This is a genomic window from Xylanimonas sp. McL0601 (assembly GCF_049852175.1).
GTDB lineage: Bacteria > Actinomycetota > Actinomycetes > Actinomycetales > Cellulomonadaceae > Xylanimonas.
The window spans coordinates 3,214,833-3,240,641 of the sequence record NZ_CP187527.1 but is presented as its reverse complement, the minus strand read 5'-3'; the positions used below and the strand labels follow the sequence as shown (position 1 = coordinate 3,240,641).

The window sequence follows — 25,809 nt, the reverse complement described above, 5'->3', positions numbered from 1 at the left end:
AACGATCCGTGCCCGATCAGGCCTCGGGCGGCTCCGGGGGGACGTACTCGGCCTCGTCCTCGACGGCGGCGAAGATCCGGCCGGCGATGGGGTGGCGGGTCTCCTCGGCCAGGTGGCCGAGCAGGCCGGCGGTGCGGGCCAGCAGGGCGAACCCGCGCAGCAGCTCCACGGGCAGCCCGAGGTCGGCGAGCGCGGCGCCGACGGCGCCCGCGCCGTTGAGCGGCAGGTCCTTGCCCAGAGTGGTGCCGGCCACGCGCCCGACGGCGGCGAACAGCCTCAGGTGCGGGCCCACCAGGTGCTCTTCCTGCGCGACGGCGTACAGCCGCGCGACGCGCGGGTCGCGCTGCTTGTGCAGGTGATGGCCCAGGCCTGGGACCCGGCTGCCGGTCGCCGTCTGCCGTTCGACGGCCTCGACGGCGAGGGCGTCCCAGGCGGCGTCGTCGGCGTCCGGCTCGGGCAGGGCGTCGGACGCGCGGGCCTCGGCGAGCGCCTCCGCAAGGAACGCCCCGGTGTCCTCGGTGACGCCGAGGAAGCGCGAGCCGCCGCCGAGCAGGCCCGCGGCAAGCGCGCCCTGGAGAGCGTCGGGGGCGGACAGGTAGGTGAGGCGCGCGGCGATCGCCGTCGGGGTGAAGCCGTGGTCGGCGAGCGCGACGAGACACGCCTCGAACAGGCGGGTCTCGCTGGGGCTCGGGCGCCTCAGGGCGACCAGCCAGAACGCGAGCTCGCCGAAGCCCACCGACCCGATGAGGTCCTCGGAGAGGTCCTGGCCGAGCAGGCGGATCTGGGTGGGCGTGGAGACGCCGAGCGACGTCGGGTAGGTCATGGCGCGGGCTCCTCATGCGCTGTGCCCGAGGGCTCGGGCGGAACGGGCGGCAGGGCCGCGTCGCGGGGTGCGCCGAGCCATGCCCGGACCTCGGCGGAGTGCTCGCCGAGTGCCGGCGGCGGCAGCTCGTACCGCGGGGCCGTGGCGGAGAAGTCGAGCGGGTGGCGCACGCCGGGCACCGCGCGGTCCCCGCGGCCGACGTCGACCAACGGCTCGAGCCCGAGCTTGGCGGCGTACTCGACGCCCTGAGCGATGCTGGCGATCGGGCCGCACGGCACGCCGGCGTCGTTCAGCTTGTCGAACCAGACGGCGGCGGGCTGGGTGCGCAGGCGCTCCTCGAGCAGCGGGCGCAGCTCGTCGCGCCGAGCGGTGCGCCCGGAGTTCTCCGCGAACCGCGGGTCGTCGGCCACCTCGGGGATGCCGAGCACCTCGGCGAGGCGGCGGAACTGCGCGTCGTTGCCGGCCGCGACGATGAGGTCGTCGTCGGCGGTGCCGAGCGCCTCGTACGGGAAGAGGCTGGGGTGCGCGTTGCCCATGCGCGTGGGCGTCACGCCCGCGCCGACGTAGGCCATCGTCTGGTTGACCAGCCCGCTCATCGCCGAGGCCATGAGCGAGGCCTCGACGTGCTGGCCGCGGCCGGTGCGTTCGCGGTGCCGCAGCGCGGCGAGGATGCCGATGGTGGAGTGCAGGCCGGCCATGACGTCGAAGACGGAGATGCCCGCGCGGTACGGCGGCCCGTCGGCGTCGCCGGTGAGGCTCATGAGGCCGCTCATCGCCTGGACGATGAGGTCGTAGCCGGGCAGTGCCGCGCCCTGCCCGGTGCCGAACCCGCTGATCGAGGAGTAGACGATGCCGGGGTTGTTCGCGGCGACGGACTCGTAGTCCAGGCCGAACTTCGCCAGGCCGCCGGGGCGGAAGTTCTCGACGAAGACGTCGGCGCGGGCCGCGAGCTCGTGGGCGGCCGCGCGGTCGGCGTCGTCGCGCAGGTCCAGGACGATGGAGCGCTTGTTGCGGTTGACGGCCGCGTAGTAGGTGCCGACGCCGTCGGGCCGCACGGGGGGCACCCAGGTGCGCGTGTCGTCGCCGCCGGGGGACTCGACCTTGACGACCGTGGCGCCCAGGTCGCCGAGCAGCATCGTCGCGTACGGGCCGGCGAGCACGCGCGAGAAGTCGGCGACCAGCACGCCCTCGAGCAGGCGCTCGGTGTCGGCGTCCGCCTGGCGGACGGGTGTCCGGAACTCCGTCATGCCCCTAGGGTTTGCTCAGGTGTGGTGGCGTGTCAAGAGCCGCCGGGGGAGGAGCAGCATGGCGCAGGAGGGTCGCGGGCCCGACTTCATCGAGGCGCTCGCGCGCGGGCTCGACGTGCTGCGGAGCTTCTCCGCCGAGCGGCCCGCGGCGTCGCTGAGCGAGGTGGCGCAGGCCACCGGCCTGGCGCGGCCGACGGCCCGCCGCATCCTCCTGACCCTGTCCGAGCTCGGGTACGTGCGCGCGTCGGGCGGGTCGTACTCCCTGACGCCGCGGGTGCTCGACCTCGGCACCGCGTACGTCGGGTCCCTCGGCCTGTGGGACCTCGCGCGGCCCCACCTGGAGGACCTCGTGGCGCGGACCCACGAGTCGTCGTCGATGGCGCAGCTCGACGGGTCCGACATCGTCTACGTCGCGCGGGTCGCGGTGCCCAAGCTCATCGCGCTGCGCGTCGAGATCGGCACGCGGTTCCCCGCGCTGCGCACGTCCCAGGGCAAGGTGCTGCTCGCGGGACTGCCGCCGGCCGAGGCGCGCGCGGCGCTCGCGGTACCGTCGCGCTCGGCCGTCCCGGCGCCGCCCGTGCCGCCCGACGGCGAGCTGTCGGCGCTGCTCGCGGGCGTGCGCGACCAGGGCTGGGCGTCTGCGGACGAGGAGCTCGCGCCGGGCGTGCGGTCGGTCGCGGTGCCGGTCCACGACCTGTCGGGCGCGGTGCTGGCGACGATGAACGTCACGGTCCACGCTTCGGAGACGTCCATGGAGACCCTGCTGGGCCACCACCTCCCGCTGCTGCGCGCAGCGGCGACGGCGCTCGAGGAGGACTGGTCCCGCCGCGGCGGCCTCCCGGTGGAGCGCACCCGCTGACGCCGCTGTCGGTCTGGCTTGGGACGCTTCAGGCTCGGGTCAGGCCTGCGGCGGCCGCGTCATCGACAGGACGTCGAGGGCCTTGTCCAAGGCCTCCTCGGTGACCTCGCCGCGCTCCACGAACCCGAGCGCGACCACGGCCTCGCGGACCGTGATGCCCTCCTTGACCGAGTACTTGGCGACCTTCGCGGCGGCCTCGTAGCCGATCACGCGGTTGAGCGGCGTGACGATCGACGGCGACGACTCGGCGTAGGCGCGCGCCTTCTCGACGTTCGCCGTGATGCCCGTGACGGTCTTGTCCGCGAGCACGCGGCTCGCGTTGGCCAGCAGGCGGATCGACTCCAGCACGCCCTGCGCGATGACCGGGATCTGCACGTTGAGCTCGAAGCTCCCGCTGGCCCCGGCCCACGCCACCGTCGCGTCGTTGCCGATCACGCGCGCGCACACCATGAGCACGGCCTCGGGCACGACGGGGTTGACCTTGCCCGGCATGATCGAGCTGCCCGGCTGCAGGTCGGGGATGAAGATCTCGCCCAGGCCCGTGTTGGGGCCCGAGCCCATCCAGCGCAGGTCGTTGCAGATCTTGGTCAGGCTCACCGCGATGGTGCGCAGGGCGCCGCTGAGCTCCACGAGCCCGTCGCGCGCCGACTGGGCCTCGAAGTGGTCGCGCGCCTCGGTCAGCGGCAGCCCGGTGTCCTCCTTGAGGAGGGCGATCACGCGCTGCGGGAACCCGGCCGGGGTGTTGATGCCGGTGCCGACGGCGGTGCCGCCCAGCGGCACCTCGGCCGCGCGCGGCAGGGCGGACTGCAGGCGCTCGACGCCGTAGCGGATCGCCGCCGCGTAGCCGCCGAACTCCTGGCCCAGCGTCACAGGCGTGGCGTCCATGAGGTGCGTGCGGCCGCTCTTGACGACGGTCGCAAACTCGTCCGCCTTGGCGCCCAGCGCGTCCGCGAGGTGCGTGAGCGCCGGCACCAGGTCCTTGACGACGCCGGCGGTCGCGGCCACGTGCACCGACGTCGGGAACACGTCGTTGGAGGACTGCGAGGCGTTGACGTGGTCGTTCGGGTGCACGTCCTTGCCCAGCGCACGCGTGGCGAGCGTGGCCAGCACCTCGTTGGTGTTCATGTTCGACGACGTGCCCGAGCCCGTCTGGTAGACGTCGATCGGGAAGTCCTCGTCGTGCTTGCCGCTCGCGACCTCGTCCGCCGCGGCGACGATGGCGTCCGCGACGTCCTGCTCCAGCACGCCCAGCTCCGCGTTGGCGCGAGCCGCGGCCTTCTTGATGCGGGCCAGCGCCTCGATGTGCCCGCGCTCGAGCGGCGTGCCGGAGATCGGAAAGTTCTCGACGGCGCGCTGGGTCTGCGCACGGTAGAGGGCCCGGGCCGGGACGCGGACCTCTCCCATGGTGTCGTGCTCGATGCGGAAGGCTACCTCGGCGCCCGCGGCGGCGTCGACGGCGATGTCATGGGTCATGCCCTTATCGTGCCTCACCGCCGCGGGTGCCCTGGAACCGCGTCTCAGGCCTGCGGCTCCTCGCCCACGTCGCCCGCCACCTTGACCAGCCGGGCGTTGCCCTCGGCCAGGTCGTACTCCACGCCGACGATCGCGAGCTCGCCCTTCTCGACACGCTCGCGCAGCGCTGCGGAGTAGCCGCGCAGCGTCTCGACCGTGTGGCGCACGTGCTCGGTGCGCAGCGTCGCCGGGTCGTAGAGGTCGCCGTCCCTGTCGGAGCCCGCTCGGTGCGCGGCCGCCGTGATGCCCGCGACCGACGGGATCACGCGGTCCACGACGGCGCGCACGAAGCCCGGCGGCTGCTCGCCCGTGGCGAGCGTGTGCGCGGTCGCGGCGATGGCCCCGCACGAGTCGTGGCCCAGCACGACGACCAGGGACGCCCCCAGCAGCTCGGTGCCGTACTCGATCGAGCCGATCACCGTGGTGTCCACGACGTGCCCGGCGGTGCGGACCACGAACACGTCGCCGAGGCCCTGGTCGAAGATGATCTCGGCCGCGACCCGCGAGTCCGAGCAGCCGAAGATCACCGTGTGCGGGTGCTGCGACTCCGCCAGCTCCCGGCGGCGGTCGACGCTCTGCGACGGGTGCGCCGGCTCGCCCTTGATGAACCGGTCGTTGCCGGCACGGAGGGCGGCCCACGAGTCCGCGGGCGTGCGGGTCGCGGGGACCTTGGGCGACGGGTCGGCCGGGGCCGGGATCGTCGGGATCGCACCGGTCATCGGCAGGGGCTCAGGGGCGTTCACGCGTCCGTCTCCTCGTCGTCGGCGGGCTGGGTGGAGGCGGGCCGGGTGGAGGCGGGCTGGGTGGCGCCGGACGCCTTGGCGAGGCGCTCGCGGGCGCCGTCGAGCCACTCCTGGCACCGCGCGGCGAGGGCCTCGCCGCGCTCCCAGAGCGCGAGCGACACCTCGAGTGGCTCGCCGCCCGCCTCGAGTCGCTGCACGACGGCGACGAGCTCGTCGCGGGCCTGCTCGTACCCGAGGCCGGCAGGGTCGGGGAGGGCGGACAGGTCGGGGGCGGGGGAGGCGCTCACGGGGACAGTCTCTCCCACGGGTGGGACAGGACCGCGGAGCTGTCCAGCATCGCCCGCCGCGGGCCCGGCCCCGATGTATCACGTCGTCGCGCGACGGACTCGCTACGGGCAGGCGAGGTCCGCAGGACGACCGTCGCGTTTCACGGCGATCGGATCACCACCGCCCCAGGCCGTCTCCGGGCGTCGTCGGGAACGGAGCCGGCCATGCGCGTGTTCGTCAGCCACTCGAGCGTCGACGGTGAGCTCGTCGACATCATGGCCAAGCGCCTGGACAGGTCGGGGTTCACGGTCTGGTTCGACCACGAGCTCTTCGGCGGTGAGCAGTGGTGGGAACGGATCCTCGACGAGATCGAGACCGCCGACGTCTTCCTTCTGGCGCTGTCCACCTCCTCGGTCGTGTCGCGGGCATGCGCCGACGAGCACGACTACGCGGTGGCGCGCGGGGTGCCGGTCGTCCTGGTCCGGCTGGACGACGTCGACCTGTCGACGCGTGCCTACGGCAGCCAGCACTACGTCCAGTACGCCGCGGGCGACGTCGACTCGCACATCGCCCTGACCGCCGCGCTGCAGAACGCCGCGGTGTCGCCGAAGCTCCGCCCGCAGGGGGCGGCGTTCCGTCCGCCCGCCCCGATGTCGTACATCCGGGACCTCGGCGAGAGCGTCCGGGTGCGGGCGCTGTCGGCCGCTGAGCAGGCGGCCGCGTTCGAGCGCATCGCCACCCGGCTGGGGGACGAGTCCGATCCCGTCGCGCGGCAGCGGCTGTTCTCCGTGCTGACCGAGCTGCGCGACCGCCCCGACGTGACGGTCGCCGTCCAGACCCGGATCGACGACCTCGTCCGGCGGGACGGGCGGAGCGCACCGCGGTCCGGGCCGGCGCCAGGCACTGCTCGCACGCAGCAGGCGAGCGGGCCGGGCTCCCCGCCGAAGCCGCAGTCGAACCGCCCGCCAACCCCCCGGCCGAGCGAGAGGGCGACCGGCCCGCGCCGTCCCGGGACGGCGACGGGGACGGGCTCGGTGCCGAAGCCCCGGCCGAACCTCACGCCGAACCTCACGCCGAACCCCCAAGCGAACACCCAGCCGAGCGCCGCGGTGAGCGCGCCGAGAGTGCGTAAGCCCGCCGTCCCGTCCGTCGCGACGACCGTGTGGATCACGCTCTTCTTCGGGATCTTCGGAGTGATCCCGGCGGCGATCCACTCGTCGAACGCGCACCAGGTCGGCCGGTCGGCGGCACGGTACTGGATCGCCTTCCTGGTGATCTTCTGCGTGTGGGTCTACGCCGTCGGCGCCGTGGGCTACGCCCTGTCGCAGGGCTACTCGTTCAGCGACCTGCCCCTGTCGGCAGGGCTCCTCCTCGGCGGCGTGACGGCGTGAACGGGCGCGCGCTGGACGACGCCGTCCCGATCCGGCTGTGGGTCGGCGTCACCGGCCACCGGACGGTCGCGGACGAGCCCGGCCTGCGCGCAGCCGTCCGCGCCGTCGTCGCCGCGTGCCGCCAGACGCTCCGCGCCCAGGGCGTGACCGAGGTCCGGCTCGGGGTCGTGTCCGCGCTCGCGGAGGGCGCCGACCGCGTGGTGTCGCGGACCATCCTCGAGGAGCCCGGAGCCGTTCTCGAGGTCACGCTGCCCATGCCGGTCGACGACTACCGGAGCGACTTCGTCACGGGCGAGTCCCGCACCGAGTTCGACGAGCTGCTGGCCCGCGCGGCGATCGTCCGGGGTGCCGAGCCGCTGCACGACCGCGAGACCGCCTACCTCGTGGCCGGGCAGCGGGTGGTCGAACGCTGCGACGTCCTGGTCGCGGTGTGGGACGGCCGGGCGGCGAGGGGCCCGGGCGGCACGGCGAACGTCGTCGGGATCGCCCGGCAGGCCGCGCACGGGCCGGCCGTGTTCCGGGTGGTGCCCGGCACGTGGGACGTGCGGCCGGACGGGCGGCGCCTCGACGTCGCGCCGTTCCGGAGCGTGGACCGGCTCAACCGCGAGCGGGCAGTCACGCCCGAGGGCTGGCTGGCCATGGTCACGGGCGCGGCCGGTGAGGCGGGCCTCCCCGACGGAGCGCTCGAGGAGCCCCTGCGGTGGATCGCCCGCCCGTACGCGCGCGCGGACCTGCTCGCCGGCCACTACCAGCGGCTGTACAACCTTGGCAGCAGCGCGCTGTTCTTCGGCTCCGCGCTGGCGGTCGTGCTGGGCGCGCTCCAGGTGCTCCTGCTGCGGGACCAGGTCTGGCTGGTGCTCGCGGAGGCGCTCGTCATGGTGGCGCTGCTCGCGCTGCTGGTGGTCGCGCGCCGCGAGGAGCTGCACGGCCGGTGGCTCGGGTACCGCGCCCTGGCGGAGGCGTGCCGGAGCGCGCTCTTCCTCGCGCTGACGCACGGCGACGACTCGCTGGCCGCACCGGCGCTCAAGCGTTCGGAACGGTGGGTGCCGCGCGCATATGAGGAGATCTGGATCGCGCGTCCCCGCGGCGGGCCGGCCGTGGGGCTGGAGCCTCTGCGCGCGCTCGTGGCCGACGGCTGGGTGGTCGACCAGCTGCAGTACCAGGCGCGCGCGGCCGGCAGGCTGGAGGCCCACGAGCGCCGCCTGTCGGCGGGTATCTCGGCGCTGTTCGCCGCGACGCTGACCGCCGCCGCGCTGCACTTCTGGCTCGACTGGGCGCACGTGGAGGCCGGGACCAACGTCGTCGCGCTGTTCTCCATCAGCCTCCCGGCCGTGGGTGCGGCGCTCGGTGGCCTGCGCGCCCAGCGTGACTACCAGCGCAACGCCAACCGGGCCCGGCAGTCCGCGGTGGCGCTGACCGTCTTGCGCGACCGCCTCACGGCCGTGACGTGCGACGAGGACCTGCGGACCGTGTGCCGGGCGGTCGCGAGCCACCTCGCCCAGGAGAACCGGGGCTGGTACGACGACATGGTGTTCCACGACGTCGAGCTGCACGTCTGACCCTCGGGCGGCGTCAGAGACGCTCCGGCAGCGGCACGCACCGGGCTCTCACGGTGCAGCTCCGACGAGCAGGATCGCGACCAGGATCTTCGCGATCATCATCGCGGGATAGATCAGCGTGTACCCCATCGCGACCCGGGGGTCGTTGCCCGTCATCCCGTTCGAGAACGCCAGCAGCGCGGGCTGCGTCTGGACCGCCGCGAGCATGCCCGCCGTCTTCGTCCCGCCGACGTCGAACAGCCGGCGGAGCACGACGGAGGCCGACCCGACGAGGGCCGTGGTGAAGAAGATCCCGAGCACCAGGATCGGGAGCCACGCGCCCGAGGCGAAGGCGTCCCCGATCTGCACGCCCGCGGTGTTGCCCGCCTGCACGAGGAAGAGCAGCAGCCCGAGGTCGGTCAGTGCCTGGGCCGCCGACCCGGGCATGCCCAGCACGACGCGCCCGACGCGCCCGATGCGACCGAACACGAGGCCCGTCAGCAGGCAGCCCGCCGCGATGCCCAGGGACAGGTGGACCCCGGGCAGCACGTACAGGCCGACGAGCGCGCCGATCGCCAGGCCGCTCGCCAGGGCGAGCGGGTTCAGCTCGGAGTACCCGCGGGAGGAGTCGCCCAGGTAGGCGGTGATGTCGTCCATCGTGTCCGCCGGGCAGATGACCCGGATCCTGTCGCCCATCTGCAGGACGTTCTCGGGCGCCGCGACCCGGTCGACGTCACCCCGCCGCAGGCGGGTCACGGCCGCCTGATACCTCGACGCCAGCCTGAGGTCGGCGAGCGGCATCCCGACGAGGCTCGGGTTGGAGACGGTGATGCGCCGCATCGCGAGCCGGAGCGACTCCGCCTCGATGTGGTGGGTGGAGACGTGCCCGAGCCGCTCGGTGACCTGCTCGACGAGGTCGACGGGACCGTCGATGACCAGCACGTCGCCGACGCGCAGCGGGTCGTCGACCATCGCCGTCTCGACGGGGCCGTCCTCGTTGTGGCGCACGCGCGAGAACGTGACCCGCTCCGCGTAGTGCTCGATGACGTCGCCGAGCGTGCAGAAACCCCGGGTGTGCTCCACCCGGATGGGCACGGTCACCACGGGGACGGGCGCGTCCTTGTCGCCGGCGCGGCGGCCGAGCGCCCGGCCGACCAGGAGCAGCGGGGCGATGGCCCCGAACAGGTAGGCGACCGAGTACCCGATGGTGGGGGCGGCGCTGCCCGAGGCCTCGACGGCGGCGCCGAGGGCGGGCGTGTTGTTGAGCGCGCCGGCGAAGGTCCCGGCGATCACTGCGCGCGGCAGCCCCAGCGCCGTGCCGAGCAGCAGACCACCGGTCGCGACGACGACCAGGAGGCCGACGGCGGTCAGAATCAGGCGCCAGCTCGTGCGGACGTTGTGGAAGAAGACCGACCCGCTCGCGACGCCGATGGTGAACGTGAAGAGCATCAGCCCGAACATGCCGAGGAGCGGCGGCACCACGACGGGCGTGCCGTGCGCGTCCGCCAGCGCCGAGACGCCCAGCGCCGCGAACAGCACGGCCGCGGGCCCCAGCCCGATGCCCCGGACCCGGACCCGGCCGAGGGCGGTGCCGAGGGCGATCAGCGCGAACGCGAACACGAGCGGCTGGGCGGAAAGGAACTCCAGGACGGACTGCATGCGGCCGCCTCTCACGACGTCGTCCTCGATCTTCTCGGAGCCGGACGGCGCCCCAGGGCCGCGGACCGCCACCGGCGGCGCGCCTGGCGCGAAAAGGTGCCGGTAGGTTGTGCGCCGTGACGACGACGACGCCGAACCCGATCCTTCCCGGCTGCTACCCGGACCCCTCCGTCTGCCGGGTCGGCGACACGTACTGGCTCGTCACCTCGACGTTCGAGTACTTCCCCGGCCTGCCGGTGTTCCGCAGCCGCGACCTGGTGAGCTGGGAGCAGGTGGGGCACGTCATCGACCGCGCCGACCAGCTCGACTACCAGGGCGTGCGGTACTCGCACGGGCTGTTCGCCCCCACGATCCGCCACCACGACGGCGTGTTCTGGGTGGTCTGCACGCACGTCGGCACGCCCGAGGGCGCGCCGGGCGGCAACTTCGTGGTGACCGCGACCGACCCCGCCGGGCCGTGGTCGGACCCGGTCTGGCTCGACGAGGACGGCATCGACCCGTCCCTGTTCTTCGACGACGACGGCCGCGTCTGGGTGCACGGCACCCGCCCGGCGCGCGAGCCGCAGTGGGACGGCCAGACGGAGGTCTGGCTGCGCGAGCTCGACCGGGGCACGATGCGTCTGACCGGCCCCGAGCACGTGGTCTGGAAGGGTGCCGTCCTCGGCGCCGTCTGGGCCGAGGGGCCCCACCTCTACAAGGTCGACGGCACGTACTACCTGCTCGCGGCCGAGGGCGGCACGGACATCCACCACGCGACGTCGGTCGCCCGGTCCGCCACCGTGACCGGCCCGTACGAGGGCAACAAGGCGAACCCGGTCCTCACCCACCGGCACCTGGGCCGCGGCGTCGACGTCACGGGCGTCGGGCACGCCGACCTCGTCCAGGCCGTGAACGGCTCGTGGTGGGCCGTGCTGCTGGGCATGCGCCCCTACGGCGGCTACCACTACAACCTCGGCCGGGAGACGTTCCTCGTGCCCGTGACCTGGGAGGACGGCTGGCCCGTCTTCGCACCCGGGGCGGGGCGCGTCCCGGCCGAGGTCGAGGTGCCGTTCGCCGACGGCGTCGCGCCGGGCGAGGCGCAGGGCTCGGCGAGCGGCGTCGTGCCGCCGTCGAGCCTGCGCTGGAGCTCGCTGCGCGGCCCCGCGGACTTCGCGACGCCCGACGGCGACGGCTGGCGGCTCGCGCTGCGTCCGGCCACGCTCACCGAGCCCGTCACGCCGGCGTTCCTCGGCGTCCGTCAGCAGCACGTCGACGTCGACGTCCGGGGTGTCCTGGACGGGTCCCTCGCCGCCGGCGAGGAGGCCGGCCTCGTCGTGCGGCAGAACGAGCGCGACCACGTGCGCCTCGCCATCGCCGCGGACGACGACGGCGGCCGCCGCGTCCGGGCCGTGCACCGTCGCGCCGCGGTCGACACCGAGCTGGCCGCGCTCGCGGTGCCGGACGGCCCGGTCACGCTGACGGTCTCCGCCCGGGGGCAGGACTACGCGCTGCTGGCCGCCGTCGGCGACGGCGACCCCGAGCGGCTCGCCGTGGTGGACGGGCGGACGCTGGACAGCACCGCCGCGGGCGGGTTCACCGGCGTGTGGCTCGGGATCTACGGCACGAGCAACGGCCGCCCGACGACCACCGAGGTGCGCGTGCCGCGCTTCGAGTACCTGCCGGCAGCCGAAAAGTAGGTCCCCGGACGCAATCGCGTTGCCCGTCGCCCCTCTCAGCGGGGACCATGCCCGCATGGGACATCTCGAGGTCGGACGGCTGGAGTACGTGCTGCCCGACGGGCGCACGCTGCTGGACGACGTCTCGTTCCGCGTCGGCGAGGGCAGCATCACCGCACTGGTCGGCCCCAACGGGGCGGGCAAGACCACCCTGCTGCGGCTCGTCACCGGCGAGCTCGCGCCGTCGTCGGGCGCCGTCACCATCAGCGGCGGGCTCGGCGTGATGCCGCAGTTCGTCGGGTCGGTGCGCGACGAGACGACGATCCGCGACCTGCTGGTCGCCGTCGCGCCCCCGCGCATCCGCGACGCGGCGCGCGCCGTCGACAAGGCGGAGCTGGCCGTCATGGAGGTGGACGACCACGACGCGCAGATGGCGTACGCCCAGGCGCTCGCGGACTGGGCCGACGCGCGCGGCTACGAGGCCGAGACCCTCTGGGACGAGTGCACGACGGCGGCGCTCGGCGTCCCGTTCGAGCGCGCGCAGTGGCGCGAGGTCCGCACGCTCAGCGGCGGTGAGCAGAAGCGGCTCGTGCTCGAGGCGCTGCTGCGCGGTCCGGACGAGGTGCTGCTGCTCGACGAGCCGGACAACTACCTCGACGTCCCGGGCAAGCGCTGGCTCGAGGAGCAGCTGCGAACGACCCGCAAGACCGTGCTGTTCGTCAGCCACGACCGCGAGCTGCTGGCCCGCGCGGCCGATCGGATCGTCGCGCTCGAGCCGGCGGCGTCGGGCGCGGACGCCTGGGTGCACGGCGGCTCGTTCGCCACGTTCCACGAGGCGCGGCGCGAGCGGTTCGCGCGCTTCGAGGAGCTGCGGCGACGCTGGGACGAGAAGCACGAGCAGCTCGTCCGGCTGGTGCGCGACCTGCGGCAGGCCGCGGCGAACAGCGACGCGATGGCCTCCCGCTACCGTGCGGCGCAGACCAGGTTGCGGAAGTTCGAGGAGGCGGGGCCGCCCCCGGAGCCCCCGCGGGACCAGGAGATCACGATGCGGCTGCACGGCGGGCGCACGGGGCTGCGCGCCGTGACCTGCGAGGGGCTCGAGCTCACCGGGCTCATGAAGCCGTTCGACCTCGAGGTGTTCTACGGCGAGCGCGTCGCCGTGCTGGGCTCGAACGGGTCGGGAAAGTCGCACTTCCTGCGGCTGCTGGGCGGGGGCTCCGTGGCGCACACGGGGACCTGGCGCCTCGGCGCGCGCGTGGTGCCTGGGCTGTTCGCGCAGACGCACGCCCACCCCGAGCTGTTCGGGCGAACGCTGCTCGAGATCCTGTGGGAGGACCACGCGCAGGACAAGGGCCGCGCCATGCCCGCGCTGCGCCGCTACGAGCTCACCGTCGCGGCCGACCGGCCGTTCGAGAAGCTCTCGGGCGGGCAGCAGGCGCGGTTCCAGATCCTGCTGCTCGAGCTGAGCGGCTGCACCGCGCTGCTGCTGGACGAGCCCACCGACAACCTCGACCTCGACTCCGCCGAGGCGCTCCAGGAGGGGCTCGAGGCGTTCGCCGGGACGGTGCTCGCGGTGACGCACGACAGGTGGTTCGCGCGGTCCTTCGACCGGTTCCTGGTGTTCGGGTCCGACGGCGTGGTGCGCGAGGCGGCCGAGCCCGTGTGGGACGAGCGCCGGGTCGAACGGGCGCGGTGAGGCCGCGGGCCTGCCCGGCGGCGGATCAGCCGCCCGGGGCCTTGCCCAGGTGCGCGAGACACAGGTCCGGCTCGGCGAACGGCTGGAGCCGCTCGACCGTGAGCGTCGAGTCCCACGCGTCGAGCGCGCCGCGCATCAGGCCGAGGTGCACCGGGCACACGACCGGGCTCGTCGTGGCGAGCTCGAGGAACGGGCAGCTCCGCAGGCCGACGGCCGCGGGTCGACTCTCGACGGCCGTCGGCGTGCCGTCGTGCTCGCGGCCGTCCGGGGCGAACCCGAGCTCGGCCAGCAGCGTCATGAGCTGCGTGGTCGCGTCGTCGTCCGACGGCGGCGCGTTCCGCGGCCGGTCGCCCTCGGGCGCCTGGTGCCGCGCCTGGTGCCGCGCCTGCTGCGCGCCCCACGCGCGCCCGGCACGCTCGGCGCGGGCGGCGGCGTCGGGCGCGTGCTCGAGCTCGGTTGCCAGCACGGCGGCGAGCATGTCGTAGCGCCGCTCGCCGCGCGGGTCCATGCCGGGCGCGGCGGTGTAGCGCACGGGCGGGCGGCCCAGAGGCTCGGGCGTGCCGGGTGCGCCCGCCCGTGGCTCCGAGCCGGGCGCCGCGGTCGCGGCGCTGCTCAGCGACGTCGTGCGCACGGCCTGCCCGGCCTCGACCAGCGCGGCGAGGTGGAACCGCACGGTGTTGGGGTGCACGGCGAGCCGGTCGGCGAGCTGGCCGACCGTGAGGGGCGAGCGCGCGTCGCGCAGGGCGGCGAGCACCTCGTGCCGCCGGCCTGTGGTCGCGCGCTCGGGCGCCCCAGCCGTCACGTGGGCCCTTGCGGCGGCAGACCGGCGACCAGCGGCGTGTCCGAGTCGACGGGCCCGAGGCGGGCGGCGCCGCCGGGGGAGTCGAGCGGGGCGTCGCGGCCGGGCAGGGTGGTGGCGAAGAACGCCGCGTTGTCGCGGAGGTAGACCTTGAGGTCGTCCGGGAGGTCGTCCTCGTAGTAGATCGCCTCGACCGGGCACACCGGCTCGCAGGCGCCGCAGTCGACGCACTCGTCGGGGTGGATGTAGAGCGTTCGGTTGCCCTCGTAGATGCAGTCCACAGGGCACTCGTCGACGCACGACTTGTCCTTCACGTCGACACAGGGCTTGCCGATGACGTAGGTCATGGCGGGAGTTTATCCAGACTCACCTTGGAGTAAAGCGTCAGTCGATCGTCGCGCCCAGCTCGCCCCGCGCGAGGCGCAGCCGCACGTGCGTGCCGGTGGCGGCGTCGTCGGGCTCGCGGACCACGTGCCCGTCCGCGCGCTGCACGACGGCGTAGCCGCGCTCCAGCGTCGACGCCGGAGACATCGTGCGCACCTGGGCGGCGAGCCGCCCGACCTCGCCGGACGCTTGCAGCAGCGCGGCGTTGAGCAGGTGCCGCGCGTGGATCAGAGTGTGCGCGACGTCCCGCTCGCGGCTCTCGACCATCGACAACGGGCGTGCGAGCACCGGGCGCGAGCGTACGCCGTCGAGCCCGTGCTGCTCGCGGTCGAGGCGGGCGCGCAAGGCGTGTCGCAGGGTGCGGCACGCCTGCTCGAGGCGGCGGCGCTCCTCGGCGACGTCGGGCACGATGCGCTTCGCGGCATCCGTGGGGGTCGACGCGCGCAGGTCGGCGACGAGGTCGAGCAGCGGGGAGTCCTGCTCGTGGCCGATGGCGGAGACCAGCGGGGTGCGGCACTGGGCCGCCGCGCGCACCAGACCCTCGTCGCTGAACGGCAGCAGGTCCTCGAGCGCGCCGCCGCCGCGCGCGACGACGATGACCTCGACCTGCGGCAGCGCGTCGAGCTCGGCGATCGCCCCCCGGACCTCGCGGACCGCGCTGGCCCCCTGGACCGCGACCTCGCGGACCTCGAAGCGCACCTGCGGCCAGCGGGCCTGGGCGTTCTTCATGACGTCGTGCTTCGCGTCCGAGTTGCGACCCGTCACCAGGCCGACCACCCGCGGCAGGAACGGCAGCGGGACCTTGCGGGCCTCGTCGAACAGACCCTCGGCCGCCAGCACGCGCCGCAGGTGCTCGATGCGCGCGAGCAGCTCGCCGATGCCGACCGGGCGGATCTCCGCCGCCCGCAGCGAGAACGAGCCGTTGCCCTTGTAGAAGTCGGGCTTGGCGTGCACGACGACGCGCGCCCCCTCCTCGACGGTCGCGGTGCTCGCCTGCAGCACCGACGTGAGCACGGAGACGGTGACGGAGACCTTCTCGTCGACGTCGCGCAGCGTCAGGTACTGCATCCAGGCGCCGGGGCGCTCGCGGAACTGGACCACCTGGCCCTCGACCCAGACGTCGCCGAGGCGGGCGATCCAGCCGCGTACCTTCTCGGACACGACGGCGACCGACCAGGGTGCCTCGGGGGTGGTGAGGGGTGCGGCGACGGGTGCTGTGCTCACGGGCCCAGCGTGCCGCATGGCTCTGACAGATGGGGCACGGGGTCTTCACATGTGCGCACCTAGACTGGCCGCGTGACCGTTGCTGCCACCGAGACCCCCACCAAGCGCGTGCTGCTGGCCGCCCCCCGCGGCTACTGCGCCGGCGTCGACCGTGCCGTCGTCGCCGTCGAGAAGGCGCTGGAGACCTACGGCGCCCCGGTGTACGTGCGCAAGGAGATCGTGCACAACAAGCACGTCGTCGAGACGCTGCGCGAGCGCGGCGCCGTCTTCGTCAACGACACCGACGAGGTGCCCGAGGGCGCCCGCCTCGTGTTCTCCGCGCACGGCGTCTCGCCCGCGGTGCGCGACGCCGCAGCCGCGCGCAGCCTCGCGACCATCGACGCGACCTGCCCCCTCGTGACGAAGGTGCACAAGGAGGCCGTGCGGTTCGCGAACGACGACTACGACATCCTGCTCATCGGCCACACCGGCCACGAGGAGGTCGAGGGCACCGCCGGCGAGGCGCCCGACCACGTCCAGGTGGTCAACTCGCCCGCCGAGGTGGACCAGGTGGTCGTGCGAGACCCGGCCAAGGTCGTGTGGATCTCGCAGACCACGCTGTCGGTCGACGAGACCATGGAGACCGTGCGGCGCCTGCGCGAGCGGTTCCCCTCGCTGCAGGACCCGCCGAGCGACGACATCTGCTACGCCACCCAGAACCGCCAGGTGGCCGTCAAGAAGCTCGCGCCGGACTCCGACGTCGTCATCGTCGTGGGCTCGGCGAACTCCTCGAACTCGGTGCGGCTCGTCGAGGTCGCGCTGCAGGCCGGCGCAGGCTCGGCGTACCGCGTGGACCGGGCCGCCGAGATCGAGGACGCATGGCTCGAGGGTGCGACGACGGTGGGCGTGTCGTCCGGCGCGTCGGTGCCCGAGATCCTCGTCCAGGACGTGATCGCGCACCTCGGCAAGCACGGGTTCGGTGAGGTCGAGGAGGTGCGCACCGCGACCGAGGAGCTCATGTTCTCGCTGCCGCGCGAGCTGCGCGCCGGGCTCAAGGCCGCCGGCCAGGACGACAAGCGTCCGCGCCGGGAGAACCGCACGGCCCTGCCGGTCGCCGAGGTCTGAGACCCGCTCAGCCCGCGGCGGCCGCGTCGTCTTGCGCGGCGAGCCGCTGCAGTGCCTTCCGGTCGGCGAGCGCGAGCGCCTCGATAGCGACGACCCGATCCTCCTCCGCGGCGAGCAGCTCGGGCTTGGTGATCGGCCGCGGCAGCTCCTCGATGCCCTTGAGCTCGTCGATCGACTCCTTCTCGTCGACGACCTCGAGCGCGACCATGCGCCGGGCCGAGGTGAGCACGTTGCGCTCGAGCGACGCGATCATCGAGTTGTAGGACCTGGTCGCCTTCTCCAGGCCCGCGCCCGTCGCGGTGACGTGCTTGGTCATCGTGACGAGCCGCGCGTGCAGCTCCTTGCCGACCCGCAGCACCTCCTGGGCGTTGCGCGCGAGCGCGTCCTGTCGCCAGGCGTAGGCGATCGTGCGCAGCAGCGCGACCATCGTCATCGGCGTCGCGATAATGACGTTCTTGCGCACGGCGTCCTCGAGGAGCGCGGGGTCCCGCTCCGCCGCGGCCGAGAGGAAGACCTCGGCGGGGACGAACATCACGACGAACTCGGGCGCGGGTGCGAACTGGTCCCAGTACCGCTTCGCCGCCAGGTCCTCCATGTGCTTGCGCATGTGCCGGACGTGCGCGTCGAGGCGGGCCTCGCGGACCGTCGCGTCGTCGGCCTGCTGGGCCTCGAGGTAGCCGACGAACGCGACCTTGGCGTCGACGACGACGCTCTTGCCGCCGGCCAGGTGCACCACCATGTCGGGGCGGAGGATGCCGTCCTCGGTCGAGACCGACGCCTGTTCCGTGAAGTCGACGTTCCGGAGCATGCCCGCGGCCTCGACGACGCGGCGCAGCTGGAGCTCGCCCCACGCGCCGCGCGTCTGCGAGGAGCGCAGCGCGGTGACGAGGTCGCCGGTGCCCTTGCGCAGATCGGCGTTGGCCAGCTCGAGCTGGCGCAGGTGCTCGGTGAGCTGCGACTGCCCCTCGCGCCGCTTGGCCTCCGCGTCGGTGACCTGCGTCTGCACCTTTTCGAGCGACTTGTTGAGCGGCTCGACCAGCGCCCGGATCGCCTGCTCGCGCTGCGCGAGCACCTCCTCGTTCTTGACAGTCGACGCGCGCAGCGTCTGGTTGGCCAGCTCGAGGAACTGCCTCGAGTTCGCCTGCAGCGCCTCGCCCGCGACGGACTGGAAGCGCTGCTTCTCCGCCTCCTGGTCCGCCTTGAGCTCGCGCAGGCGGGCATCGGCCTCGGCCCGCGCCTCGTCGACGCGCCGGGCGGCGTCGTCGCGCACCCGCTCGAGCTGGTCGCGCAGCCCCGCCGCCTCACGGCGGAGGCCCTCGAGCTCCGCGTGGCCGCGCACCAGCTCCATGTCGGCGGAGCGTCGCGCTGCGCCGGCCCGGTTGGAGGCCACGAGCCAGCCCACGAGCACGCCCACGGCGAGCGCGCCTACCAGGAGGCCGATCCAGGTCGTCGTCGTCATGCCCGAAGGTTCGCATGCGGCACCGACACGGCGACACGACGCACGCCGCGAACCGCCGTATCCACTGGTCGTCGTCGTCGCCGGCCTCTAGCCTTCCCGCGGAAGCACCGAACGCACAGCCCTCGATAAAGCAGGTGATCACGCTGTCCGCCCCCGCCACGCAGCCCACCGTCCCGCAAGCGCCGCCCGTCGCCCAGGCGCCGGTCGTCCCGCCCCCCGACCCTTCCGCGGCCCTGAGCCTGCGCGGCCTCTGGAAGCGGTTCGGCGAGAAGATCGCCGTCGCCGGCATCAGCCTCGACGTCCCGGCCGGCTCGTTCTACGGCCTGGTCGGCCCCAACGGTGCGGGCAAGACGACGACGCTGTCCATGGCGACCGGCCTGCTGCGCCCCGACTTCGGCACCGCGGGCGTGCTCGGCACCGACCTGTGGACGGACCCGATCGCCGCCAAGCGGCTCCTCGGCGTCCTGCCCGACGGCGTCCGGCTGTTCGACCGCCTGACGGGCGCGCAGCTCATCACCTATGCGGGCCTGCTGCGCGGGCTTGACCGGGCGACCGTCGCCGCGCGCACCGAGGACCTGCTGCGCGCGATGGACCTCGTCGCCGACCGCGACACCTTCGTGGTCGACTACTCCGCCGGCATGACCAAGAAGGTCGCGCTCGCGTCCGCGATGATCCATGCGCCGCGCGTCCTCGTGCTCGACGAGCCGTTCGAGGCCGTCGACCCCGTGAGCGCGGCGAACATCCGCGACATCCTGCACCGCTACGTCGCCGACGGCGGCACCGTCGTCGTGTCCTCGCACGTCATGGACCTGGTGCAGCGCATGTGCAGCCACGTCGCCGTCGTCGCGGGCGGGCACGTGCTCGCGGCCGGGACGGTCGACGAGGTGCGCGGCGAGCAGACACTCGAGGACCGGTTCGTCGACCTCGTGGGCGGCCGCAAGGAAGGGGAGGGGCTCGCGTGGTTGCGCAGTTCGTCCGCCTCAAGCTGACCCTGATGGCCAACACGTTCCGCAGGAGCGTGTGGCAGACGATCGGCATCGTGCTCGGCTCGCTCTACGCGGCGGGCCTCGTGCTGATGGCCGTGGCCGCCGCGGTCGCGGGCGGTGCCACCGAGCCTGTCGTGACCGGTCAGGTCATCGTGATCGCCGGCGCGGTGCTGGTGCTGGCCTGGTGGCTCGTCCCGGTCTTCTTCTACGGCGTCGACGCGACGCTCGACCCGCACCGGTTCGCGACCTACGCCATCCCGCGACCGCGCCTGCTGGCGGGGCTGGCCGTCGCCGGGGTCGTGTCGGTGCCGGGCATCGCGACGGTGCTCGCCGTCGTCGGCGCCGCGTTCGCCTGGTGGCGCACGCCGCTCGCGGTGCTCGCCGCCCTCGTCGGCGCGGTGCTGGCGGTCGCTCTCTGCGTCGTCGGGTCACGCGCGATCACGACGATACTGTCGCCGATGCTGGAGTCGCGCCGCTCGCGCGAGGTCCTGACGATCGTCGCGTTCGTGCCGATCATGCTGTTCGGGCCCGCGATCTCGTGGTTCGCACAGCGCATGGGCTCGGCCACTGTCACGGTCGGGGACACCGTGCCCGCCGCCGTCGGCGGCGCCGCGCACCTCCTCGGGTGGACGCCGCTCGGCGCGCCGTGGGGCCTCGCGGCGTCGGTGCACGACGGCGCGTGGCTGACGGCGCTGGGCCGCCTCGCCGTCGCGGTCGGGACGCTCGCGCTCGCGGTCTGGGTGTGGGAACGCGCGCTGGCGCGGACCCTCGAGCGGCCCGCCGAGGGCGGCGGCAAGGGGGCGCACGGCAAGGGCCTCGGGCTGTTCGATCGCGTACCTGCGACGCCCGTGGGCGCCGTCGTGGCGCGCACGGCGACGTACTGGGTGCGCGACCCGCGCTACTCCGCGTCGATGCTGATCGTGCCGCTGCTGCCGGTGGTGCTGTACTTCGCGACGCGCAACGGCGGAGCCGAGGTGATCGTGATCCTCGCGCCGCTGACCGCGTGGATCGCCGGCTTCGGCATCTCGAACGACGTCGCGTACGACCACACGGCGTTCGCGCTGCACGTGGCGACAGGCACGCCTGGGCGCACGGACCGGTGGGGGCGGGCGATCCCCGTGCTCGCCGTCGGCACACCGCTGATCGTGGCGTACACGCTGGTCACGGCCGGGGTGACGGGCCTCTGGGAGTCGCTGCCGCCGTTGCTCGGGCTCAGCATCGGCCTGCTCGCGGCGTCGACGGGAGTGTCGAGCTTCGTCTCCGCGCGCTGGTTGTACCCGGTGCCCAAGCCGGGGGACAGCCCGTTCAAGCAGCCGCAGGGCGCGACCGGCGCCACGATGGTTGCCCAGGGCGTGAGCATGGGGCTCGCGGCGATCGTGTCGCTGCCCGCCCTGGCACTGGCACTGGTGTCGATCCTGCTGCCGAGCGTCGCCCTCGGCTGGGTGACGCTCGTGGTGGCACCCGCCCTCGGGGCCGTCGTGCTGGTGCTCGGCGTCCGCTGGGGCGCGCAGGCGTACGACAGGCGGGCGCCGGAGCTGCTGCAGCGCGTGCTTTCGTACGCCTGAGCAGGGCCTTCGACGCGACGCCGGGCCACTGTCTGAGGCCCGGCGTAACGTCGGCGCCATGGTCCAGTTCACCGCCGACGACGACCTCCGGGGTGCTCGGTTCCGCCTCGCGAACCTCACCGGAGCGCGATTCGACCAGAGCTACCTCACCGGCGTGCTGATGCGCGGGGTCGACCTGTCCGGCGCCGACATCGACGGCGACATCCGCGGGCTCGTGCTCAACGGCGTCGAGGTGGCCCCGCTGGTCGAGGCCGAGCTCAACCGCAGGCTCCCGGGCCGTGAGTGGCGCCGCTCGCTTGACCCGGCCGAGCAGCTCCAGGCGTTCGACGCGGCACAGCGCGAGTGGGCGGCAGCGATCGCGCGGGCGACCGCGCGGCCTGAGCTGCGAGACGCGCACGTCGACGGCGAATGGTCCATCTCCCAGACGCTGCGGCACCTCGTGATGGCGACGGACGGCTGGCTACGGCACGGCGTCCAGCGCATGCCGGACGCGTTCAGCCCGATAGGGGTTCCGTTCACCGAGTGGGAGGACCGGGCCGCTGAGCTCGGTATGGACCCGACGGCCACGCCGTCGTGGGACGAGGTGCTCGCGGAGCGCGCGGACAGGGTGGCGCAGGTGCGCGACTTCCTGGCGGCCGCGACGCCCGAGGAGTTCGCCGCGCCCGCGCCCGGCCTGCCGCCCTGGCACGAGGACTCCCCCGAGGAGTACCGGCGGAGGATGACCGTCGGGCGGTGCCTCGGCGTCATCGGGAACGAGGAGTGGGAGCACCTGCGGTACGCGGTTCGCGACCTTGACACGATCGAGGCCGGAACGGCCCCGTAGACTTTCCCGACGTGGCTCTCACCATCGGCATCGTCGGCCTGCCCAACGTCGGCAAGTCCACGCTCTTCAACGCCCTCACCCGCAACCAGGTGCTCGCCGCGAACTACCCGTTCGCGACCATCGAGCCGAACGTGGGCGTGGTGCCGCTTCCCGACCCGCGCCTGGACGTCCTCGCGGGGATCTTCTCCAGCGAGCGGATCCTGCCCGCGACCGTGTCGTTCGTCGACATCGCCGGCATCGTCAAGGGAGCCTCGGAGGGCGAGGGGCTCGGCAACAAGTTCCTCGCGAACATCCGCGAGGCCGACGCGATCTGCCAGGTGACGCGCGTCTTCTCCGACGCCGACGTCGTGCGTGTCGAGGGCTCCACCGACGCCGAGGGCGACATCGAGACCATCTCGACCGAGCTCATCCTGGCCGACCTCCAGACCCTCGAGAAGGCGCTGCCGCGCATCGAGAAGGAGGTCAAGATCAAGAAGGGCGACCCCTCCCTGCTCGACGCCGGCAAGAAGGCGCAGACGATCCTCGAGGCGGGCACCACCCTGTTCCAGGGCGCCAAGGCCGCAGGCCTCGACCTCGCCGACATCGCGTCGTTCCAGCTCATGACGGCCAAGCCGTTCATCTACGTCTTCAACACCGACGACGCCGGGCTCGCCGACGAGGCCATGCAGGCCGAGCTGCGCGCGCTCGTCGCGCCGGCCGACGCCATCTTCCTCGACGCCAAGTTCGAGGCGGAGCTCGCGGAGCTCGAGCCCGACGAAGCCAAGGAGATGCTCGAGGAGAACGGCCAGGACGAGTCCGGGCTCGACCAGCTCGCCAAGGTTGGCTTCCACACCCTCGGCCTGCAGACCTACCTCACCGCCGGCCCCAAGGAGTCGCGCGCCTGGACGATCCACAAGGGCTGGAAGGCTCCGCAGGCGGCCGGCGTCATCCACACGGACTTCGAGCGAGGCTTCATCAAGGCCGAGGTCATCGGGTTCGAGGACCTCGTGGCGGCGGGCTCGGTCACGGCCGCCCGCGCGGCAGGCAAGGCGCGCATCGAGGGCAAGGAGTACGTGATGTCCGACGGCGACGTGGTGGAGTTCCGCTTCAACGTCTGACCGCGGGGAGGCGGCTCTGACGAGACGCCAGCCTGCCGTGGGCCTGCGCGATCGGCGCCGTCGTCGCCGGCTTTCTGGTCTGGCCGACATGGACGGGCCGGATCGACTGGAACAAGCTCCGGAACTGACTGCTGATCCGCTCGAAGCCACGTACTCCGTGGATGAGTCGGTGCTGAAGGCCGCAGCCTTCTGGCGCCGCTCGTGGCCGACGCCATCCTGGGTGCGTTCGATGTGCGGCCTCGCGACGGGTGGAGTTCCGCTCCGACGGGCGATCGCGACATCAGTTCGTGGGTTTGGGTTCGATTCGTCGGATGCATCCGACGAATCGAACCCAAACCCACGAACTGATCGCCCCGCCGCCGCCTCAGGGCCGCCGCGTCACAGGGACGAGTCCAGTGTCGCCCACCCCGAAACAGAGGGTCCCTGACCTGCGAGACGCAGGTCAGGGACCCTCTTCGTGTGTCCGCCCGAGTGGACTCGAAGGACCTAGATGCACTCCGGGGGGCTCCCGTCGCCCTACCGGTTCCGCTCGGGACACGCGCCGACGACTACGCCGACTCCGGCAACGTCAGCATGCTCGACGGCTAGTAGACGACGTACGTGCGTGCCCGATCAGCCGCCGCTCTTGCGGCGGAACATCTTCTGAGTCGGTCCCGTGGTCTCCGAGCCCTTGACCGAGCCTCGGTTCTGTTGTCCCTCGTTGTGCCGCGTGTTTGCGGAAGCCTTGCGCTCGAGGGCCTCGCGGAACCGCGCCTTCGCCTCCTCGGACGGTGTGGTCGATTCTTCGTGCGGGTCGTCAGACGGCATGCGATCAGTCCTCCTGGTCTTCCTTGGTGTCTCCCGGCCAGGGTGCCCGACGTGAGCGCGGGAAGCGAACCGTTGTGTCGGGGCGCTGGTGCAGGCGAGAGCGCGATACGTCTTGCATCGTGAAAAGGTGCAACGCCTCGCTACCGCACCGTCGAGGCGCCACGGCGTCAGGATGGTGCCAATGGTGGGTCGGGCTTTGGGTGGTTGACGCGTCGATAGCATAGGCAACGGCGGGGATCGAGCCCGTCAGCGTCTCGCGCGCCCGGCCCACGCGGGGAGCACGCACCGCGCCCCGATGGTTCCCCCACATCCGCCTGGACGTTGCCGGACTGTCACCTGGCACTCAGGGACACCCGGGATACTGGGGCGTGACCGAACTGCCCCTGCGCGCGCCGTACGACCCGCTGCCCGTCCGACGCCGCCGCGAGCGGGTGCGGACCGTCGCGTCGACCGGCGTCGCCATCGTCGGCGTCGTCAGCTTGCTCGCGGCCGTCTCGCCCCCGTTCCGGCACCGGCTCCACGTGGTGCTCGAGGTGCTGCCGAGCGTCGTGCCGCCGACCGCCGCCACCACACTCGTGCTGGTGTCCGTCGGGCTGCTGCTCATGGCGCGCGGGCTGCGGCACGGCCAGCGGCTCGCATGGTGGGGGACGCTCGTGCTGCTCGTCGCATCGGTCCTGCTGCACCTGGCGCGCGGCCTCGGCGTCGAGGCGGCGGTGATCACGACGTCGGGGGCCACCTGGCTCGCGACGCAGCGCACGTCGTTCGGCGTGCTGCCCTCGCGTGCCACGGTGCGGCGGGCGCTCGTGCTCGGGACGATCGGCGGCGTGTTCGCCGTGGTCCTGGCCGTGACGCTCACCGAGGCGGTGGAGCCGCCGCGGTTCCACCGCTTCGATCGGATGGTCCTGCCGCTCGCGATCGTTGCGGGCGCCGCACTGGTCGCCGCGGCGGCCTGGATCCTGCTCTCGCCGAAGGACCCCCGGCGGCTCACCGCCGAGCAGCACCGCGAGGAGCGCGAGCGCGCCCGGGCCGTCGTCAAGCGCTACGGCGCCGGCACGCTCGACTGGTTCGCCCTGCGCGACGACAAGGACTGGTTCTTCACTGGCCGCTCCGTGGTCGCCCACGCGGTCCACGGTGGCGTGTGCCTCGTCTCGCCCGACCCGATCGGGCCCGACGACGAACAGGTCGCGGTGTGGTCGGAGTTCCTCGCCTACGTCGAGCAGCACGGCTGGTCGGTCGCCGTGCTCGGTGCCCGCCCCGAGCGTTTGCCGCTCTACGAGGCGAGCGGGCTTCGGCCCGTCTACCTGGGCGACGAGGCGATCGTGGACTGCCGCGAGTTCGCGCTGGCCGGGGCGAAGAACAAGTCGCTGCGGCAGGCCGTCGGCCGGGTCCGCCGCGAGGGCTACACGACCACTTTCCACGACCCGGCGTCGCTCGACCCGGCGCTGCGCGCCCAGCTCGAGGACCTGCGCGGCCAGAGCCGCCGCGGCGGCCGCGAGCGAGGCTTCTCCATGACGCTGTCCCGGCTCTTCGACCCCCAGGACATCGACTTCCTGCTCGCCGTCACCCGCAACCGCGCGGGCCGGGTCGACGCGTTCGCCCAGTGGGTCCCCGCCCCCGGGATCGACGGCTGGTCGCTCGACGTCATGCGCCGCCGCATCTCGGGCGACGTGCCGAACGGGGTCATCGAGGCGTGCATCGTCGCGACCATCGAGGAGGTTGCTGCCCGCGGGGACCTGGCGCTCTCGCTCAACTTTGCGCCCATGCGCTCCGTGCTCGAGAGCACCGAGGTCGGCGGGCCGCTCGTCGTGCTCACGCGCCCCCTGCTCGCGCAGATGTCCGAGCGCACCCAGATGGCCTCGCTGGCGATGTTCAACCGCAAGTTCCACCCCCGGTGGGAGCCGCGGTACGTCGTGCTCGACTCCGTCGAGTGGGTCGCGTCGCAGAGCCTCGTCATGGCCGACGTCGAGGGCGTCACCGAGCTACCCGTCATTGGGCGGTTCCTCGGCAGGTCTTCGGCGCCCGGCGGCCGGTGATGCCCGCAAAACCCGTTCCAGCGTGACCACCGCGGTATGGGAACACTGCTCCGACGCGTGATCGCGATGTCAGTTCGTGGGTTCGGGTTCCGTTCGTCGGATGCGTCCGACGAATCGAACGCAAACCCACGAACTGAT

22 protein-coding genes are annotated in these 25,809 nt (G+C 73.3%); 11 read left to right on the top strand and 11 right to left on the bottom strand.

Annotated features, from left to right (window positions below):
- Positions 1-16: 16 nt before the first annotated feature.
- A complete protein-coding gene (locus ACO4JP_RS15040; RefSeq protein ID WP_425954786.1) occupies positions 17-823 on the bottom strand; it encodes a citryl-CoA lyase in 807 nt (268 codons plus the stop codon).
- Positions 820-2,070: a CaiB/BaiF CoA transferase family protein gene (locus ACO4JP_RS15035; RefSeq protein ID WP_425954785.1), complete on the bottom strand. Its 1,251-nt coding sequence runs from the start codon at positions 2,068-2,070 to the stop codon at positions 820-822. The genes ACO4JP_RS15040 and ACO4JP_RS15035 overlap by 4 nt, the downstream gene beginning before the upstream one ends.
- Positions 2,071-2,128: 58 nt before the next feature.
- Here ACO4JP_RS15035 and ACO4JP_RS15030 point away from each other — a divergent pair, with 58 nt between their 5' ends.
- Positions 2,129-2,929 (top strand): IclR family transcriptional regulator domain-containing protein, encoded by an 801-nt coding sequence (locus tag ACO4JP_RS15030; RefSeq protein WP_425954784.1) that lies wholly within the window; start codon positions 2,129-2,131, stop codon positions 2,927-2,929.
- A 39-nt stretch (positions 2,930-2,968) separates the two neighbouring features.
- On the opposite strand, the gene ACO4JP_RS15025 is transcribed toward ACO4JP_RS15030, so the two are convergent.
- Genes ACO4JP_RS15025 through ACO4JP_RS15015 form a run of 3 tightly spaced genes read right to left on the bottom strand, consistent with a single transcriptional unit; the run spans position 2,969 to position 5,471 of the window.
- Positions 2,969-4,402 carry a class II fumarate hydratase gene (locus ACO4JP_RS15025; protein WP_425954783.1) on the bottom strand — a complete coding sequence of 478 codons (1,434 nt, stop codon included), beginning with the start codon at positions 4,400-4,402 and terminating at the stop codon, positions 2,969-2,971.
- Between the two features lie 44 nt (positions 4,403-4,446).
- Complete coding sequence (locus ACO4JP_RS15020; RefSeq protein WP_425957127.1) at positions 4,447-5,160, bottom strand: carbonic anhydrase; 714 nt, start codon at positions 5,158-5,160, stop codon at positions 4,447-4,449.
- A gap of 20 nt (positions 5,161-5,180) precedes the next feature.
- The gene (locus tag ACO4JP_RS15015) at positions 5,181-5,471 is read right to left on the bottom strand and encodes an exodeoxyribonuclease VII small subunit (RefSeq protein ID WP_425954782.1); all 291 of its coding nucleotides are present in this window, start codon (positions 5,469-5,471) and stop codon (positions 5,181-5,183) included.
- 204 nt (positions 5,472-5,675) lie between these two features.
- Here ACO4JP_RS15015 and ACO4JP_RS15010 point away from each other — a divergent pair, with 204 nt between their 5' ends.
- Positions 5,676-6,842: a TIR domain-containing protein gene (locus tag ACO4JP_RS15010; RefSeq protein ID WP_425954781.1), complete on the top strand. Its 1,167-nt coding sequence runs from the start codon at positions 5,676-5,678 to the stop codon at positions 6,840-6,842.
- Positions 6,839-8,401, top strand: coding sequence for a hypothetical protein (locus ACO4JP_RS15005; RefSeq protein WP_425954780.1), 1,563 nt, complete (start codon positions 6,839-6,841; stop codon positions 8,399-8,401). The genes ACO4JP_RS15010 and ACO4JP_RS15005 overlap by 4 nt, the downstream gene beginning before the upstream one ends.
- A gap of 48 nt (positions 8,402-8,449) precedes the next feature.
- On the opposite strand, the gene ACO4JP_RS15000 is transcribed toward ACO4JP_RS15005, so the two are convergent.
- Positions 8,450-10,039 (bottom strand): aspartate:alanine exchanger family transporter, encoded by a 1,590-nt coding sequence (locus tag ACO4JP_RS15000; protein WP_425954779.1) that lies wholly within the window; start codon positions 10,037-10,039, stop codon positions 8,450-8,452.
- Positions 10,040-10,155: 116 nt separating this feature from the next.
- On the opposite strand from ACO4JP_RS15000, the gene ACO4JP_RS14995 reads away from it, so the two are divergent.
- Together ACO4JP_RS14995 and ACO4JP_RS14990 are read left to right on the top strand one after the other, a co-directional pair.
- Positions 10,156-11,715 (top strand): glycoside hydrolase family 43 protein, encoded by a 1,560-nt coding sequence (locus tag ACO4JP_RS14995; RefSeq protein WP_425954778.1) that lies wholly within the window; start codon positions 10,156-10,158, stop codon positions 11,713-11,715.
- 55 nt (positions 11,716-11,770) lie between these two features.
- A complete protein-coding gene (locus ACO4JP_RS14990; RefSeq protein ID WP_425954777.1) occupies positions 11,771-13,390 on the top strand; it encodes an ABC-F family ATP-binding cassette domain-containing protein in 1,620 nt (539 codons plus the stop codon).
- A 25-nt stretch (positions 13,391-13,415) separates the two neighbouring features.
- Here the strand turns inward: ACO4JP_RS14990 and ACO4JP_RS14985 are convergent, their stop codons facing one another.
- From ACO4JP_RS14985 to xseA, 3 genes are read right to left on the bottom strand one after another with little or no spacing between them, the layout of a single operon-like run.
- Positions 13,416-14,192, bottom strand: a complete 777-nt coding sequence (locus ACO4JP_RS14985; RefSeq protein ID WP_425954776.1) for a helix-turn-helix transcriptional regulator — start codon at positions 14,190-14,192, stop codon at positions 13,416-13,418.
- Positions 14,189-14,536: a ferredoxin gene (gene fdxA, locus ACO4JP_RS14980; RefSeq protein ID WP_425954775.1), complete on the bottom strand. Its 348-nt coding sequence runs from the start codon at positions 14,534-14,536 to the stop codon at positions 14,189-14,191. The genes ACO4JP_RS14985 and fdxA overlap by 4 nt, the downstream gene beginning before the upstream one ends.
- 37 nt (positions 14,537-14,573) lie before the next feature.
- The gene (gene xseA / locus ACO4JP_RS14975) at positions 14,574-15,815 is read right to left on the bottom strand and encodes an exodeoxyribonuclease VII large subunit (protein ID WP_425954774.1); all 1,242 of its coding nucleotides are present in this window, start codon (positions 15,813-15,815) and stop codon (positions 14,574-14,576) included.
- Positions 15,816-15,869: 54 nt separating this feature from the next.
- Here xseA and ACO4JP_RS14970 point away from each other — a divergent pair, with 54 nt between their 5' ends.
- Positions 15,870-16,901 (top strand): 4-hydroxy-3-methylbut-2-enyl diphosphate reductase, encoded by a 1,032-nt coding sequence (locus ACO4JP_RS14970; RefSeq protein ID WP_425954773.1) that lies wholly within the window; start codon positions 15,870-15,872, stop codon positions 16,899-16,901.
- 7 nt (positions 16,902-16,908) lie between these two features.
- On the opposite strand, the gene rmuC is transcribed toward ACO4JP_RS14970, so the two are convergent.
- On the bottom strand, positions 16,909-18,360 hold the full coding sequence (gene rmuC, locus ACO4JP_RS14965) for a DNA recombination protein RmuC (RefSeq protein ID WP_425954772.1): 1,452 nt from the start codon (positions 18,358-18,360) through the stop codon (positions 16,909-16,911).
- Between the two features lie 134 nt (positions 18,361-18,494).
- On the opposite strand from rmuC, the gene ACO4JP_RS14960 reads away from it, so the two are divergent.
- Genes ACO4JP_RS14960 through ychF form a run of 4 tightly spaced genes read left to right on the top strand, consistent with a single transcriptional unit; the run spans position 18,495 to position 22,831 of the window.
- Entirely contained in the window at positions 18,495-19,349 is an 855-nt protein-coding gene (locus ACO4JP_RS14960) for an ABC transporter ATP-binding protein (protein WP_425954771.1), read from the top strand.
- Positions 19,319-20,911: a hypothetical protein gene (locus tag ACO4JP_RS14955; protein WP_425954770.1), complete on the top strand. Its 1,593-nt coding sequence runs from the start codon at positions 19,319-19,321 to the stop codon at positions 20,909-20,911. The genes ACO4JP_RS14960 and ACO4JP_RS14955 overlap by 31 nt, the downstream gene beginning before the upstream one ends.
- A gap of 58 nt (positions 20,912-20,969) precedes the next feature.
- Entirely contained in the window at positions 20,970-21,734 is a 765-nt protein-coding gene (locus tag ACO4JP_RS14950) for a DinB family protein (RefSeq protein WP_425954769.1), read from the top strand.
- Positions 21,735-21,745: 11 nt separating this feature from the next.
- Positions 21,746-22,831, top strand: a complete 1,086-nt coding sequence (gene ychF / locus ACO4JP_RS14945; protein ID WP_425954768.1) for a redox-regulated ATPase YchF — start codon at positions 21,746-21,748, stop codon at positions 22,829-22,831.
- Positions 22,832-23,443: 612 nt separating this feature from the next.
- Here the strand turns inward: ychF and ACO4JP_RS14940 are convergent.
- Positions 23,444-23,638: a DUF5302 domain-containing protein gene (locus tag ACO4JP_RS14940; protein WP_425954767.1), complete on the bottom strand. Its 195-nt coding sequence runs from the start codon at positions 23,636-23,638 to the stop codon at positions 23,444-23,446.
- Positions 23,639-24,006: 368 nt separating this feature from the next.
- Between ACO4JP_RS14940 and ACO4JP_RS14935 the strand changes: the two genes are divergently transcribed.
- Entirely contained in the window at positions 24,007-25,671 is a 1,665-nt protein-coding gene (locus tag ACO4JP_RS14935; protein ID WP_425954766.1) for a bifunctional lysylphosphatidylglycerol flippase/synthetase MprF, read from the top strand.
- Positions 25,672-25,809: the final 138 nt, after the last annotated feature.